Annotated in this window: 21 protein-coding genes and 1 other annotated feature; of the genes, 20 read left to right on the top strand and 1 reads right to left on the bottom strand. The window is 32.0% G+C overall.

Translation table 11 applies throughout. From position 1 onward, the window contains the following. Window positions 1-2 precede the first annotated feature (2 nt). The 6 genes from MUA21_RS07035 (at window position 3) to radC (ending at window position 5,447) form a co-directional block, all read left to right on the top strand. Window positions 3-1,265, top strand: a complete 1,263-nt coding sequence (locus MUA21_RS07035) for a bifunctional folylpolyglutamate synthase/dihydrofolate synthase (protein ID WP_064208865.1) — start codon at window positions 3-5, stop codon at window positions 1,263-1,265. Window positions 1,266-1,445: 180 nt separating this feature from the next. After that, on the top strand, window positions 1,446-2,156 hold the full coding sequence (locus MUA21_RS13290; protein ID WP_369076753.1) for a prepilin peptidase: 711 nt from the start codon (window positions 1,446-1,448) through the stop codon (window positions 2,154-2,156). A 125-nt stretch (window positions 2,157-2,281) separates the two neighbouring features. Next, on the top strand, window positions 2,282-3,130 hold the full coding sequence (locus tag MUA21_RS07030; RefSeq protein WP_262560932.1) for an aldo/keto reductase: 849 nt from the start codon (window positions 2,282-2,284) through the stop codon (window positions 3,128-3,130). A gap of 233 nt (window positions 3,131-3,363) precedes the next feature. Then, window positions 3,364-4,185, top strand: a complete 822-nt coding sequence (locus tag MUA21_RS07025; RefSeq protein ID WP_107525733.1) for a squalene/phytoene synthase family protein — start codon at window positions 3,364-3,366, stop codon at window positions 4,183-4,185. Window positions 4,186-4,342: 157 nt separating this feature from the next. Continuing rightward, the gene (locus MUA21_RS07020; RefSeq protein WP_075100080.1) at window positions 4,343-4,552 is read left to right on the top strand and encodes a hypothetical protein; all 210 of its coding nucleotides are present in this window, start codon (window positions 4,343-4,345) and stop codon (window positions 4,550-4,552) included. Window positions 4,553-4,769: 217 nt separating this feature from the next. After that, window positions 4,770-5,447: a RadC family protein gene (radC, locus tag MUA21_RS07015; RefSeq protein ID WP_262560931.1), complete on the top strand. Its 678-nt coding sequence runs from the start codon at window positions 4,770-4,772 to the stop codon at window positions 5,445-5,447. Window positions 5,448-5,859: 412 nt separating this feature from the next. On the opposite strand, the gene MUA21_RS07010 is transcribed toward radC, so the two are convergent. Further along, entirely contained in the window at window positions 5,860-6,039 is a 180-nt protein-coding gene (locus MUA21_RS07010) for a hypothetical protein (protein ID WP_019468500.1), read from the bottom strand. Between the two features lie 146 nt (window positions 6,040-6,185). Between MUA21_RS07010 and MUA21_RS07005 the strand changes: the two genes are divergently transcribed. The 14 genes from MUA21_RS07005 (at window position 6,186) to yajC (ending at window position 15,752) form a co-directional block, all read left to right on the top strand. Next, on the top strand, window positions 6,186-6,644 hold the full coding sequence (locus tag MUA21_RS07005) for a DUF4930 family protein (RefSeq protein WP_262560930.1): 459 nt from the start codon (window positions 6,186-6,188) through the stop codon (window positions 6,642-6,644). A 67-nt stretch (window positions 6,645-6,711) separates the two neighbouring features. Beyond that, entirely contained in the window at window positions 6,712-6,870 is a 159-nt protein-coding gene (locus MUA21_RS07000) for a hypothetical protein (RefSeq protein WP_164987239.1), read from the top strand. Between the two features lie 463 nt (window positions 6,871-7,333). Next, window positions 7,334-8,176 carry a rod shape-determining protein MreC gene (gene mreC, locus MUA21_RS06995; RefSeq protein WP_262560929.1) on the top strand — a complete coding sequence of 281 codons (843 nt, stop codon included), beginning with the start codon at window positions 7,334-7,336 and terminating at the stop codon, window positions 8,174-8,176. After that, window positions 8,176-8,700, top strand: a complete 525-nt coding sequence (gene mreD, locus MUA21_RS06990) for a rod shape-determining protein MreD (RefSeq protein WP_046207925.1) — start codon at window positions 8,176-8,178, stop codon at window positions 8,698-8,700. Before mreC ends, mreD begins: the two co-directional genes overlap by 1 nt. 29 nt (window positions 8,701-8,729) lie before the next feature. Then, window positions 8,730-8,803, top strand: a sequence feature (ribosomal protein L21 leader region). A gap of 12 nt (window positions 8,804-8,815) precedes the next feature. Beyond that, on the top strand, window positions 8,816-9,124 hold the full coding sequence (gene rplU / locus MUA21_RS06985) for a 50S ribosomal protein L21 (RefSeq protein WP_046207924.1): 309 nt from the start codon (window positions 8,816-8,818) through the stop codon (window positions 9,122-9,124). Window positions 9,125-9,126: 2 nt separating this feature from the next. Beyond that, the gene (locus MUA21_RS06980; protein WP_064208869.1) at window positions 9,127-9,447 is read left to right on the top strand and encodes a ribosomal-processing cysteine protease Prp; all 321 of its coding nucleotides are present in this window, start codon (window positions 9,127-9,129) and stop codon (window positions 9,445-9,447) included. A gap of 11 nt (window positions 9,448-9,458) precedes the next feature. Continuing rightward, a complete protein-coding gene (gene rpmA, locus MUA21_RS06975; protein ID WP_019468507.1) occupies window positions 9,459-9,743 on the top strand; it encodes a 50S ribosomal protein L27 in 285 nt (94 codons plus the stop codon). Window positions 9,744-9,872: 129 nt separating this feature from the next. Then, a complete protein-coding gene (obgE, locus tag MUA21_RS06970; protein ID WP_064208870.1) occupies window positions 9,873-11,165 on the top strand; it encodes a GTPase ObgE in 1,293 nt (430 codons plus the stop codon). An 11-nt stretch (window positions 11,166-11,176) separates the two neighbouring features. Beyond that, complete coding sequence (locus MUA21_RS06965; RefSeq protein ID WP_046207921.1) at window positions 11,177-11,632, top strand: ACT domain-containing protein; 456 nt, start codon at window positions 11,177-11,179, stop codon at window positions 11,630-11,632. Window positions 11,633-11,644: 12 nt separating this feature from the next. After that, the gene (gene ruvA, locus MUA21_RS06960) at window positions 11,645-12,247 is read left to right on the top strand and encodes a Holliday junction branch migration protein RuvA (RefSeq protein WP_070658660.1); all 603 of its coding nucleotides are present in this window, start codon (window positions 11,645-11,647) and stop codon (window positions 12,245-12,247) included. A gap of 33 nt (window positions 12,248-12,280) precedes the next feature. Then, window positions 12,281-13,282 (top strand): Holliday junction branch migration DNA helicase RuvB, encoded by a 1,002-nt coding sequence (gene ruvB / locus MUA21_RS06955; protein WP_262560928.1) that lies wholly within the window; start codon window positions 12,281-12,283, stop codon window positions 13,280-13,282. A gap of 2 nt (window positions 13,283-13,284) precedes the next feature. Beyond that, on the top strand, window positions 13,285-14,310 hold the full coding sequence (gene queA, locus MUA21_RS06950) for a tRNA preQ1(34) S-adenosylmethionine ribosyltransferase-isomerase QueA (RefSeq protein ID WP_262560927.1): 1,026 nt from the start codon (window positions 13,285-13,287) through the stop codon (window positions 14,308-14,310). A 24-nt stretch (window positions 14,311-14,334) separates the two neighbouring features. Next, window positions 14,335-15,474: a tRNA guanosine(34) transglycosylase Tgt gene (gene tgt / locus MUA21_RS06945; RefSeq protein ID WP_262560926.1), complete on the top strand. Its 1,140-nt coding sequence runs from the start codon at window positions 14,335-14,337 to the stop codon at window positions 15,472-15,474. 17 nt (window positions 15,475-15,491) lie between these two features. Beyond that, complete coding sequence (gene yajC / locus MUA21_RS06940) at window positions 15,492-15,752, top strand: preprotein translocase subunit YajC (protein ID WP_019468514.1); 261 nt, start codon at window positions 15,492-15,494, stop codon at window positions 15,750-15,752. Window positions 15,753-16,007: the final 255 nt, after the last annotated feature.

Genomic DNA, 16,007 nt, shown 5'->3' with positions numbered 1-16,007 from the left:
ACATGAATTACCTAGACAGCTTATATTGGATACATGAACGAACTAAATTTGGCATTAAACCAGGTGTTAAACGCATGGAGTGGATGCTAGATAAATTAAACAATCCACAATTTAATATCAATGGTATTCATGTCGGTGGTACAAATGGTAAAGGATCAACAGTTGCCTATTTAAGGTCAGCGCTTGTTGACAATGGATATGAAATTGGGACCTTTACATCTCCTTTTATAGAAACGTTTAATGAACGTATAAGTTTAAATGGTGTACCAATTAGCGATGATGCCATTGTAGAATTAGTTCAAAAGGTAAAACCAGTAAGTGAAGCATTAGAAGCAGAAACAGAACTTGGAACAGCAACAGAATTTGAAATTATTACAACGATGATGTTTCTATATTTTGGAGAAATTCATCCAGTTGACTTTGTAATAGTAGAAGCAGGCTTGGGTATAAAAAATGATTCTACCAATGTATTTAAACCAATACTTAGCATTTTAACGAGTATTGGTTTAGATCATGTTGATATTTTAGGCGACACATATGTAGATATTGCCAAAGATAAAGGTGCAATTGTTAAACCTGAAACACCTGTTATATATGCTGTGAAGAATGAAGATGCACTTAAAGTCATTCGTGATTTTGTAGAACAACAAAATGCAGAAGGTATCGAGTTAGATAGAGATATCAGTGTGATTTCACAAGGTGAGGAATTTACATATCGCTATAAGAATTATGAACTAGAAACGCTTATTTTGGATATGTTTGGTGAACATCAAAAAGAGAATGCAGCATTGGCAATTACAGCATTAATCGAATTAAATGAATCAGGATTAGTGGAATTAGATTTTAACAAGATGATCAATGGGATTGAAGCAGTGCATTGGACAGGAAGAATTGAAAAGGTTAAAGATGATCCATTGATGATTATAGATGGTGCGCATAATTTAGAAAGTATAGAAGCACTCATAAAGACATTAAAAGATTATTATAAAATAGACAATGTGGACGTTTTGTATGCAGCTATTAATGGCAAACCTATCCACGCAATGGTTGATCAACTAAAAACAATTGCTTCTACAATGTATATTACCGATTTTGATTTTCCAAAAGCATGTACAAAAGAAGAAATTTATGATGAAATACGATTCGAGCAAAAAGAAACTGTAGATGATTTTGTTCAATTTATTGAAAACTATGAAGGACAAGGGTTAGTCATTACAGGTAGTTTGTATTTCATTAGTGAAGTTAAAGCGAAAGTGAATTTCTAAATATTTTTATTTGAATATCATAAAGCTAGTTACTATTTTACAACTTAACCAAAGGTATTTATTGTTTTTGTTAAATAGTTAACTAGCTTTTTCTACAAATATTTACTATTCTTTAAAAAATGATATTTTTGTTAAAAAGCTAGGCTCTTGCAGGTATAATAAGCAAGAGGAGGCGATTCATTGCTGTTATTGTTTGTTGTATGTCCTGTATTATTTAGTTTTCTTTACCAGTTATGTTTTGTAGAAACTTTTAAATTAAAGTATTTGGTAAGTAGATCTAAATGTGATTTCTGTAATAAGCAATTGAGGTACAGAGATATCATACCAATATTCAGTTATATTAGACTTTTTGGAAAGACGTCGTGCTGTAATCAAACGCTTAGTAGATGTTATATCTTAGGTGAAATATTGTCAGTAGTACCAGCACTTTATACACTATTTCATCCAAGTGTACAAGCGTTAAGTACTTTCATATGTTTATATTTATTTCTGCTTGTTTTTGCTCTCTTTGATATACAAACACTTTCTATCCCATTACATATATTTTTAATATTTGCTTTTGTTAGTGCAATAATTTTTGAGGGTCATCTTAATTATTTTGTCATTGTTACATTCTTGCTACACATATTTTATTTCTTGTTCAAACATGGTATTGGATATGGCGATATATTAATTTGTTCACTTTTATCTTACTTAATACCTTATTCCATCTTTATTAACATACTCTTCCTTACTTTCTTACTAGGCAGTGTAATTTCAACGATATTAGTGCTTCAAACAAAAAAACGAAAAATTAAAATACCACTTATCCCATTTATATATCTTGCTTTTTGTATAGAGACAGTTTTATTACATTTAAGAATTTTCGAAGTAGGATTTAGATATTTATGATTAATTCAGGCAACTATAGCGATTAAAAATGCTTAAAAGAGGGTAAAATATAATAGTAATGATTTAAAATCAATTTAAGGTTGATTTGTAACAAAACTCACCTAATATTGAAAGGAAGTTATAAATTGAGTTTAAATAAAAAGTTTCTATTAAATGATGGTACCACATTACCTCATATAGCATTAGGTACAGTTAATATTCAAGGTGGTAAAGGTGTTAAAGAATTAGAAAATGCATTAAATCTAGGTTATAGCGTCATTGATACTTCTACTAACTACAATAATGAAGGGATGGTAGGTGAAGCTATTCGTCGTTCTAGTATTCCAAGAGAAGAAATTTATGTCAGTGCCAAATTACCAGGTTCGGCTCATGAATATGATAAGGCAATTAACTTGATACAAGAATCTCTTTATAGAACAGGTTTAGATTATTTTGATAAATATCTAGTTCATTGGCCTAATCCTATACAAGGTAAATATGTAGAAGCTTGGCAAGCATTAGTTGATGCTCAAAAATATGGATTAATAAAATCAATAGGTGTATCTAATTTTATGCCTGATCATTTAGATGACATCATTGAGGCAACAGGAGTTACTCCGGTAACTAACCAAATAGAAATTCACCCATACTTTAATAATAGTGAATTAATTGAAGAATATGATAAGCGTGGTATTTTATCAGAAGCGTGGAGTCCATTGGGTCGTGAGATTAATGATGTGCTAATGAATGATACAATTAAAGAAATTGCTGAAAAATATCATCGTTCTACAGCACAAGTCATTATTAATTGGGTAAACCAAAAACATGTTTTTCCTGTAGTTAAAGCATCACAATATAACCATCAACGTGATAACTTTAACTATCTAGACTTTGAACTATCAGATCAAGATATTGCTAAAATTGATGCATTAGACAAAGGTGAAAATGGTCGTGTTGAAGGACAAAATCCTTATGAATACGAAGAGTTTGTATAATAGAATTTAAAGTTACATTTAAGTACTAAAATCTTTAGAAGCTTAGTATTTTAAAAATCTGTGTTTGCTAACTCCTAGAAGCGGGAAATAGAATTGATTAATTTTAGTCGATTTTATTCTCGCTTTTTAATATATTTAAATAACATAAGTATAAATCTGCTAACAGTATAGCATATGCTATTTTAATATTTAAAAATATGATAATATCAAGAAAAGGGAGGGGAACTCATAAAATGGCAGAAAAGAAATTCCCAAAAGATGCAATGCGCGTTTTAAAAGAGACAAGCCGTACGTTTTATATTCCAATTACTTTTTTAGAAAAAGAACTAAAACATTCTGTAGCTTGTGCATATTTAGTTATGCGTGCAATTGATGAAATTGAAGATCATGAAGAAATTAATAATGATTTAAAGTATCGTTTATTAATGCAAATTAGCGATTTACTTAAAACACCTTTTGATTCAGAAAAATATTTAGAAATCATAAATCCAGTCAAAGAAAAATTACCAGAGGTTACAGTAAGATTGGAAGATTGGTTGGATGCTTGCCCTGAACACACACGGTCAATCGTTAGAGAATCTTCTAGTGAAATGGCGTATGGTATGGCAAAATGGGCAAAAGCTAATTGGAGAATTAAATCTCGCGATGATTTAGATGATTATACATATTATGTGGCTGGGCTTGTAGGTGTAATGCTATCTAAACTCTGGGATGTTTGTGCAAACGTTAAAACAGATAGAGATTTAGCAATAGGCTACGGTAGAGGACTCCAGGCTGTCAACATCCTTCGTAACGAGGAAGAAGATCTTGAAGAACGTGACGTAAGCTTTGTTCCAGATGGTTGGACTCGCGCAGATTTATTTGCATATGCTGAAGAAAATTTAGCAAAAGCCGATGAATACATGAAGGCTATCAATAAAAGAACGATATTGTTGTTCTGTCGTTTACCATTAGCGTTCGCACATAAAACATTAAAAGCAATGAAAAATGGACGTGAAAAAATGACACGTGAAGAAGTTGAAAAAACAGTAGAAGAAGTTAAAAAAGAAGAGTAGTTTGATTAAAAGCATAGTTATTTTAATATGTAAGATTTACATGTTGAAATTTACTATGCTTTTTAATTATATATAATGTATGATTTTATTTGTCGAATTTTAACGCACTATTATGAGATATCTTTGAACAGACATTAATTTAAGGATGGATTCAGTTATGAATAGAACGACACTATTAAGTTTATTAAATTTTGTATTTTTAATAATATTTGCTTTAGCATTTTTAACTAATATATTTGGGAAACTCACAATATATTTCATCATCATACTTCCTTTAATCATACTTGGATTAGGCATTTTCATTTTAATAGATAGTTTTAGAAAATATCAGCATGATAGTAATCATTTTGATAATCATAAATTTTAATGATGCAACTGTTTCATATTGAATTAAAAATTTTTAGCTAGAAATTAACAATTATTAGATTAATGAGAAAAAAGTCTACATGAGATATCATTCGTAGTAGAATAAATACATCTCACTTTTGAAATCTTCTAAAGAATCTTATTCCAATGACATTACAAATGATTAAGTTTACCAATATTGTAATACATCTAGATTATTTCATAGGAGTTGTTATTTATTGAAAATAAATGAACTTGCAGATCATCAAAAACCAAGAGAACGTATGTTGAGTCAGGGTGCTAGGTATTTATCACATGCTGAATTATTAGCTATTCTAATTAATACAGGTAGAAAAGGTAGTTCAAGTTTAGACATAGCTAATGAATTATTAAAATCAGTAGATAATTTAAAAGAGTTAAAAGCATTATCCATTAACGATTTAAACAAAATAAAAGGTGTGGGACTGTATAAAGCACTTATATTGAAAGCAGCATTTGAATTAGGAGAGCGCATACATTCTGGAAGCGTCGATGATAAAATTCAAATCACTAGCCCTAAAGATGTGGCGGACTTTATGATGGGTCAGATGGAACACTTAAAACAAGAAAAATTTATTGTACTTTTCTTAAATTCCAAAAATATCGTTATAAAAAAGAAAACAATATTTATAGGTACGTTAAATGCTTCAATCGTACATCCAAGAGAAATATTTAGTGAAGCGATTAAATATGCCAGTAATGCGATTATCGTCTTACATAACCATCCATCTGGTGACACAACGCCTTCAAATGAAGATATTAAAACCACCGAAAGACTTAGAGAATGTGGACAACTTTTAGGTATTGATTTATTAGACCATGTCATTATAGGAGACCATGAATATTTAAGTATGGTAGAAGAAGGATATTTTGATTAAACTGTGTTAGTTTAAATGGAGTTAATATTGCTGATGATATTGAATGGCTCTGTCATTATATACTAAATAGTTATTTTATTTCCGAGACATCAAATTAGCTGGTTAAGCAGTAGGCAATATACTTTTAGTTGCACTATTATTACCTGTGATTTATTAAATGCAAATGATTAAAATGATAATAATGCATTTATATAGTACTATTTTGATTTTGACGGTTGGCGGTACATTTTCATCAACGCGTCTTAATTTTTGAAAGATTAGGATTATTCATTTTTAGTACGGTCGCCGTTAGATTAATTTGGGCGTTATTATTGTGTGCTTGTTATTAATGTTAGCGTGTAATTGAGAAAAGCAGTCATATGAATTAAAAAAAGGCGCTTATTGGACATCAATGTCTATAAGCGCTAAAATTTTAATTTATAAAACTGAAAAATTGATTATAATTTTCCATTAACCAAAGAATGCCTTGGTATCCTAGGTAAATACATAATACAATTATGCCAACATAGATTAAAAATCTTAAAATAGATAAACCTACTCTAAATAATAAGATAACTAAGAGTGCAAGCAGGATTATAGATAAAATACTCATTGTCTATTCACTCCTTTTAATATAGTTTAATATTAATGCATGAAACATACATCGGTCTATAGTTAAAATATAAATACACCTATAGTCTGATGATAAACTTTATTAAACATACTATAATTTTGATGAATAAAATAGGAGGATGGTTCATGCGATTCATATTTAGCATTATAAAGAATATTATAGCTATTATTGCCATTATAGTAATTGTATTTTTCGCACTCAAATACGCGCCTTTTTTAAAAGACCAAGATTGGAATCCAATGCACAATGATGAATCATCCTTAAATAATAGCGCAAATAAAGGGCATCTAACAGGTGGACAAAGATATTCAGTGGAAGATAATGATATTTTAAATAACGTTCCACTAAGTCAAACGAAGAATATGTTTAATTGGATTGATAAACGAGAGTTTATGTCAGTAACTGGTATTGAAAGAATGGGATATAACGACTCTTATTTGGCTGGGCAACGTGGCGATGAATTTATTATATATAAATTTGGTTCTGATTCTATGAGAGTTTATAAAACTGAAATAGAGATGAATCAAGACCTTAATCAGTTAGGTGAACATATAGAATTAAAGCCAGCATCAAATTATGAGTAATGGATTTGAATTCTTTTAATAAATAAGTTAGCCTTATATAAGTAATAAGAAAAGGTTGGTGTTTATAATGAGCGAAAAATCTAATGAAAAAAAAGCAGACGAACAAGCAAAAGCACAAAATTTATTTGCACGTTGGCGTAAAGAAGAAACGCTTTATAAAGAAGATGAAAAAGAATCTAGTAAGTCTAACGACTCTAAAACATCATCAGATGAAGAAAAAAATTAGATTCATTTAAATCAAGTACTAAAAGTTAATCGAATGTGTATGTAAGAGCAGTTTACACTGCTTCTAAGTATTTCTTAGATTTTTAAAAATAAATTGGATAAATAAGCAGGACGAGTTTTAAAGTCGATTTGGATATGATTGATTTTGACTCGTTCTTTTTTTATGCGGTTGGATATTTATTTAAATGAATAATGGGTTACTTTGACGTTATTTTTAGTTGCCTATTATAAAAATTAATTGATGTGTTAAAATCAATACTAAATAATACACTATTCTATATAATTACTGCTATAATACAAGTTATCACAATGTTTGAATATAAAATATAATAAACTTATCTTCATATTTAAATCGGTAAATAAATTTTGTTCTATATTCTTTATGTTCGTGCTTTATTTCGTTTTAGTAGTAATATAAAATGATAAGAAGAAGATAAAATAGTTGGTTAATAGAGGTGTTTAGGTTGTCAAAGTTTTTTAGAAACAACAAATTGATTGTTATATTATGTGCAATCATTGTGTTTATAGCCTTGATTGGTGTGTCATTACGCTCACAATCACAATCACATGTTGAACAATATGTGGGAGATACGGTTGCTTTTGGTCAAAAAGCTGTGAGTTATCCAGTCCACTTTGTTACTGGATCTATCAATAGTATTTTTTCTAATGGCGACTCGAAAAAGCAATCAAGTGAAATAAAACAGTTAGAAGCAGAAAATCAAAGGTTAAAATCAGAAAATAAAAAGTATAAAAAAGAATTAGATATTGAAGATATATCTAAATTTGATCCAATTTCAAGCACAGTTCTTTCAAGAAATCCTGATCAGTGGATGAATACATTAGTGATTAATCAGGGTGCAAAAGATGGCATCAAAAATAATATGGCAGTAATGACTTCTGATGGATTAGTGGGACGTATCTCTAAAGTGAATCAATTCTCTTCACAAGTAGATTTAATATCAACAAATACAAGGGCGAATCGCTTATCTGTCAATATTCAACATGATGACAAAAATGTGTTTGGTCTCATAGACCATTATGATGCTAAAACTGAAGAGCTAGTAATATCTGATATAAACAATAAAGACAGTTTAAAAAAAGGAGATAAAGTAGTTACAAGTGGATTAGCTGATCAGCTTCCAACAGGGTTATACATAGGTGAAGTAGCAAAAGTTGAAAATGATGAGTATGGCTTATCTAAAGAAGTTAGAGTGAAAACTGGTACTGATTTAGCTGATTTAAGCCATGTTTATGTTGCTAAAAGAGACCCTAATACGGTGCCTGATACTGAAAGTGGTGATAATTAATGCGTACGTTTTACTACTTTCTTATTGGTATCATTCTTTTTTATATTGATACTGCAATTGCACTAGTGATACCTATGCAAATTTCTGGAAATGAAATCATCTTCGTGCCTCATTTAACGATAATGTACATCTTAATCATGAGTGTCTATAGAGGTTTTGGTGTAGCAATGGTTTTCTCAATTGTCTTAGGATTAATTACCGATTTATATTATGGAAGTTTTTACGGACTATATTTATTTGGTTATATTTTATTAGTTGTCATCATGGATTTTTTCTTCAAAGTATTTTATCGAGATCATTCGATGCTATTTACAATCGTATTGTTGAGTACACTCGTGTTAGAAATTTATGTAGCAATTATATATAGTGCTTTAGGATTAGTTCAATTTAATTTATTTGAATTTGTGATTTTTAGAATGTTACCGACGTTTATACTTAACTTTATTTTATTAATTATTTTGTATCCGCTAATAACAAAATTTCTCAAAAAAATCCAATTGAAGATTGACAGTAAAAGATTGTAATGCTAAAATGCAGTAGTTGAGTAGTTTCTAGCTACATACAACCGCTCAAATTCAGGTTCAAGTACAGTGATGTCACCTGATTTTGGCGTGACTTAAATTATAGGAGGTGCAAAGTATGTTTGCTATTATTGAAACAGGTGGAAAACAAGTAAAAGTTGAAGAAGGACAAGAAATTTTCGTTGAAAGATTAGACGTAAATGAAGGTGATTCTTTCACTTTTGATAAAGTATTATTTGTAGGTGGAGATTCAGTTAAAGTTGGTGCGCCAACAGTTGAAGGTGCAACAGTTACTGCTACTGTAAACAAACAAGGTCGCGGTAAAAAAATTACTGTATTCACTTATAGACGTCGTAAAGACTCTAAACGTAAAAAAGGTCATCGTCAACCATACACTAAATTAACAATCGACAAAATCAACGCATAATTATGATTAAAGTAGATGTTACATTAAATGATTCGGGCCAAGTAACAGACGTTGTCATGGATGGTCATGCCGAACATGGAGAGTATGGTTATGACATTGTATGTGCAGGAGCATCTGCAGTTATTTTCGGTAGTGTTAATGCTATAATGGGATTAACAACCGAGAAACCCGACATTGACTATAGTGATGACGGTGGATACTTCCATGTTAGAAGTGTCGATACACATAACGAAAAAGCGCAATTAATTCTTCAGGCAATGTTAGTCTCTTTGCAGACAATTGAAGAAGAATACAAAGAAAATATTAGATTAAATTATAAGTGAGGTGCAACCAAATGTTAAAATTAAACTTACAGTTCTTCGCATCTAAAAAAGGGGTAAGTTCTACAAAAAACGGACGTGACTCTGAATCAAAACGTTTAGGTGCTAAGCGTGCGGATGGTCAATTCGTTACTGGCGGTTCTATTTTGTTCCGTCAACGTGGTACTAAAATTTATCCTGGTGAAAATGTTGGTCGTGGTGGCGACGATACATTATTCGCTAAAATCGACGGCGTTGTAAAATTCGAACGTAAAGGTCGAGACAAAAAACAAGTATCTGTATACGCAGCTGCTGAGTAATTTTTGTTAATGTTAACACCAGAAGTGATGACTTCTGGTGTTTATTTTTGTCTTTATTTTCTAGTTATCTAGAAAATGCTATAATATACAAGATATGTAAATTAAATTTAGTAAAAAAGAGGTGAAATCATGTTTGTTGATCAAGTTAAAATATCACTTAAAGCTGGTGATGGTGGTAATGGCATAACTGCATACAGAAGAGAAAAATACGTACCATTTGGTGGACCAGCTGGTGGTGATGGTGGTAACGGAGCTTCAATTGTGTTCGAAGTAGATGAAGGTCTAAGAACGTTATTAGATTTCAGATATCAAACACATTTCAAAGCTAAAAGAGGTGAAGGTGGCCAAAGTAGTAATATGCACGGGAAAAACGCTGAGCATTTAGTATTAAAAGTGCCACCAGGTACAATCATTAAAAGTGTTGAAACTGAAGAAGTATTAGCAGATTTAGTAGAGAATGGACAGCGTGCTACAGTTGCTAGAGGCGGTCGTGGTGGTCGTGGGAATTCACGCTTTGCTTCTCCACGAAACCCTGCACCAGATTTTAGTGAAAATGGTGAACCAGGTGAAGAAATTGAGGTTACTTTGGAATTAAAACTACTTGCAGATGTTGGTTTAGTCGGTTTCCCAAGTGTTGGGAAATCTACATTACTATCAACAGTTTCTAAAGCAAAACCAAAGATTGGAGCTTATCATTTTACGACGATTAAACCTAACTTAGGTGTTGTCTCTACCAAAGATCATCGAAGTTTTGTGATGGCGGATTTACCTGGTCTTATACAAGGCGCTTCTGAAGGTATCGGATTAGGTCATCAGTTTTTAAGACACGTTGAGAGAACCAAAGTAATTGTGCATATGATTGATATGAGTGGTTCAGAAGGTCGAGATCCTTACGAAGATTATCAAATTATTAATGAAGAATTAAAAGCTTATGAACATAGATTAGAAGATCGACCACAAATAGTTGTTGCTAATAAAATGGATATCCCCGATGCAGAAGATAATCTAACTATTTTTAAAGAACAATTAAATGATACCAGTGTACGTATTATTCCGTTGTCTACGGTAATGCACGACAATATTGATGAATTATTATATGCTATTGCTGATACACTAGAAGAAGTTAAAGATGTAGATTTTAATAAGGAAGAAGAAGATTTGGGTGTTAATAGAGTTGTCTATAAACACACGCCTAGTCAGGATGCATTTACGATTACAAGAGACGATGATGCTGCTTACGTAGTGAGTGGTAAAGCCATAGAAAGAATGTTCAAAATGACTGACTTTAATAGTGATCCAGCCGTTAGACGTTTTGCGCGTCAAATGCGTTCAATGGGTATTGACGATGCACTACGTGAACGTGGTTGTGAAAATGGAGATATTGTAAGAATACTTGGTGGAGAATTTGAATTTGTTGAATAGGAGTGCTTGATATGGACAAAAATGAAAATAAAAAGTTTTATTTAATTCGTGAAGATGTTTTACCTGAATCAGTGGTTAAAACTTTACAAATCAAAGAAGTTTTGAAAAATGACCCATCATTGTCCATATTTGAAGCAGTGAAGCAATTCGATTTATCCCGCAGTGCGTTTTATAAATATCGAGACACGATATTTCCAGTTGACGAAAAATTAGAGGAAACAAGAGAGTTTACATTGATATTGTATGTAAATGACATCATAGGTATGTTAGCTAAAGTTTTAAATACACTTTCTAAATTAGATTTGTCAGTGCTGACGATTCATCAAAGTATACCGATGGACGGTAGAGCTACCATTACACTATCATTAGATGGTAAAGACACAGATTTAGAAATAGATGAAGTTATAAATTCATTGAAAAAGATTGAACATATTTCTAATGTTGAACTCATTAGTATGACTATATAAGGAAGTGTGACTGTGTACGCATATATTAAAGGAACTTTAACTGTTTTAAATCCTACTCATGTAGTCTTAGAAGCTTCAGGTGTAGGTTATGAGATTCAAACGCCAAACTCATATCGATTTCAAAAATATAAAGATCAAGAGATTTTGATCCATACTTCATTGATTGTAAGAGAAGATGCACAGCTGCTTTATGGCTTTATTAATCAAGAGGAAAAAGACATGTTCTTAAGTTTAATTAAAGTGACAGGCATCGGTCCTAAATCAGCATTAGCAATTTTAGCTAGTAGCTCACCAAATGAAGTGAAAGTTGCAATTGAGAATGAAAATGATGCTTATTTAACAAAATTCCCAGGTATAGGTAAAAAAACAGCGCGTCAAATTGTTTTAGATCTTAAAGGTAAAGTACAAATAACTGAGGAAGATAGCAGTCACTTATTTAATGTAGAACATGATGATCAGCAAAATTCTGCTATTGTTAAAGAAGCGTTACTAGCTTTAGAAGCGCTAGGTTATTCTAAGAGAGAGTTAAATAAAGTTGAAAAAACTTTAAATAAAGAATCTTTTGACTCAATAGACGATGCAGTGAAGCGTGGTTTACAATTGCTCATAGCTTAAGTTTGTTGAAATTTTAAGAAGGGGGAATTACAAATGGATGATAGAATGGTAGATCAATCTATGCATGAAGATGAATCATCATTTGAGTTATCTTTAAGACCAGAAAGATTACGCCAATATATAGGACAGTCAACGATTAAATCAAATTTAGAAATTTTTATCAAAGCAGCTAAAATTAGGAAAGAACCGTTAGATCATGTGCTATTATTTGGCCCCCCTGGATTAGGCAAGACAACTTTATCCAATATCATCGCGAATGAAATGGAAGTTAATATTAGAACCATATCTGGCCCATCTATTGAAAGACCGGGTGACTTAGCAGCCATTCTGTCTAGTTTACAACCTGGAGACGTGTTGTTTATCGATGAAATACACAGGTTAAGTAGTGTTGTGGAAGAAGTTTTATATCCAGCAATGGAAGATTTCTTTCTTGATATTGTAATAGGTAAGGGAGAAGAAGCGCGAAGTATACGTATAGACTTGCCGCCTTTTACATTGATAGGTGCTACAACCAGAGCAGGAAGCTTAACTGCGCCTTTACGTGATCGATTTGGTGTTCATCTGAGATTAGAATATTATAGAGAAGATGAATTAAAAGAAATTATAATACGCACCGCAGAAGTATTAGGTACGACTATTGATGATGAAAGTGCAATTGAACTTGCGAAAAGAAGTAGAGGTACACCGAGAGTTGCGAACAGACTGTTAAAACGCGTAAGAGATTTTCAACAAGTTAAAGAAGATGAATTGATTAGTATTGATACGACAAAACAATCACTAGCATTGTTACAAGTAGATGATGAAGGATTAGATTATATTGATCATAAGATGATGAACTGCATCCTAGAACAATATAAAGGTGGCCCAGTAGGTTTAGATACAATTGCTGTTTCTATTGGAGAAGAACGTGTCACAATAGAAGATGTTTACGAACCATTTTTAATACAAAAAGGTTTTATTGAACGTACACCAAGAGGGCGTAGAGCGACAGCTTATGCTTATGAACATTTTAGTAAGAATGGAAAGAAGGAATAGTTTTGGATATTGAAGCATTTGATTATCATTTGCCAGAATCATTAATCGCTCAAACGCCTCTAAAAACTAGAGATGAGAGTAGATTGCTTGTGCTTGGTAGAAAAACTGGAAATATTGTGCATAAACACTTTAAAAATATCATTGATTATTTAGAAGCAGGAGATACATTAGTACTTAATGACACAAAAGTCATGCCTGCACGCTTATTTGGTTTGAAAGAAGAAACAGGTGCAAAAGTGGAAATGCTGATGCTAACGCAACTCGAAGATAATGACTGGGAAGTCTTATTGAAACCAGCAAAAAGAATTAAAGTAGGAGACAAATTGTCTTTTGGTGAAGGCAAAATAGTAGCTGAATGTATCGAAACATTAGATCAAGGCGGAAGAATCATGCGTTTAAACTATGAAGGTATATTACAAGAGCGCTTGGATGAATTAGGCGAAATGCCCTTACCTCCATACATTAAAGAGCGTTTGGATGACCCAGATCGTTATCAAACCGTTTATGCAAAAGCATCCGGATCGGCGGCGGCTCCTACAGCTGGACTTCACTTCACCGATAAACTACTTGAGCAATTGCAAGCTAAAGGTGTTAATATCGCATTCATTACTTTGCATGTTGGATTAGGTACATTTAGACCTGTGAGTGTTGAAAATATAGATGATCACGAAATGCATAGTGAATATTATCAGATGGATCAAGATACGGCAGATTTACTAAACCATACAAAATCAAATGGGCATCGTATTATTTCAGTAGGTACGACTTCTACTAGAACATTGGAAACAATCATGCAATCACGTAACAATTTTGTAGCAGACAGTGGATGGACTGATATTTTTATCTATCCTGGCTTTAAATTTAAAGCGATAGATGGATTAATTACCAACTTTCACTTGCCGAAATCCACATTAGTTATGTTAGTTTCTGCATTTAGTTCAAGAGATTACTTACTGAACGCCTATCAACAGGCAGTCAAATTGGAATATAGATTTTTTAGTTTCGGCGATGCAATGTTAATTTTATAGGAATGAAACGAAAGGAGTTTTTGTATGCCAGCTGTAACGTATGAACATATAAAAACATGTAAACAATCTGGAGCAAGATTAGGAATCGTGCATACACCTCATGGATCGTTTGAAACACCAATGTTTATGCCTGTTGGAACCAAAGCCACAGTGAAAACGATGAGTCCTGAAGAATTGCATCAGATGGAAGCAAAAATAATATTAGGAAATACATATCATTTGTGGTTGCAACCAGGAAATGATATTATCAAAAAGAGTGGGGGATTACATCAGTTCATGAACTGGAATGGTCCAATACTGACAGATTCAGGTGGTTTTCAAGTATTTAGTTTAAGTAATTTAAGAAAAATTACTGAAGAAGGTGTTGAATTCCGTCATCATACTAATGGTTCGAAATTATTCTTGAGTCCTGAAAAATCAATGCAGATTCAAAATGACCTTGGTTCAGATATTATGATGGCATTTGATGAATGTCCACCTATGCCAGCTGAATATAAATATGTAAAAGATTCAATCGAAAGAACAAGTAGATGGGCTGCTAGATGTTTACAAGCGCATCAAAGACCCGAAGATCAAGCTTTATTTGGTATTATCCAAGGTGGAGAATATAAAGATTTACGTCAACAAAGCGCTGAAGAGTTAGTGGCGTTGGATTTTCCTGGATATGCAATTGGAGGTTTATCTGTTGGAGAACCAAAGCCAGTAATGTATGATATGGTCTCGCATACACAACAATTTATGCCTAAAGACAAACCGCGCTATTTAATGGGTGTGGGTTCGCCAGATGCATTAATAGAATGTAGCATTCGAGGTATGGATATGTTTGATTGTGTATTACCTACGCGTATTGCACGTAATGGTACATGTATGACTTCACATGGCCGTGTTACTATAAAAAATGCTAAATATGCTGAAGATTTAGGTCCACTTGATGATAATTGTGACTGCTATACTTGTAAAAATTATAGTAAAGCATACATAAGGCATTTAATAAAAGCAGAAGAAACTTTTGGTATCCGTCTTACTACTTATCATAATTTACATTTCTTGCTGAAATTAATGGAAAACATCCGACAAGCTATTCGTGATGATCGTTTACTTGATTTTAAAGAAGAATTTTTTGAACAGTATGGACTAAATGTAGAAAACCCAAAAAACTTTTAAAAGGGAGCAATAACTATATGCAATTTACTTCATTGATATTACCGATATTATTATTAGTATTAATGTGGTTCTTCTTAATTAGACCACAACAGAAAAAGGCTAAAGAGCATCGTGAAATGATTAGTCAGATTTCATCTGGACAACACGTTACGACTATAGGTGGCATTAAAGGAACTGTACGTAGCGTTGACGAAACTACAGTTGTATTAACTTTAAATGGCAACGGTACAGAAATTACTCTAGAAAAGCCAGCTATTAAACAAGTTGATCCTTCATAAATCACGTTATAATTACGAACTGATATATACTATCAGTTCGTTTTTTGTTTAACAAAACCTAAAGATATTGGACTTTAAAGATATAGTTGGTGTTATAATGAAAGATAGACAAAAGCAAATATTTTATATAGCTTAAGTAATCATTACAATTGATAACACTTACATTTAAAAAGAAGTTACAAATAAGTTAAGTTTGTTTTTACACTACATGTAATGTGTTAAAATATGTAAGGTTATTGAGAAAAAGTTTAATCG

The organism is Staphylococcus ureilyticus (assembly GCF_025558845.1).
GTDB lineage: Bacteria > Bacillota > Bacilli > Staphylococcales > Staphylococcaceae > Staphylococcus > Staphylococcus ureilyticus.
This window is presented reverse-complemented; position numbering and strand designations above follow the sequence as displayed.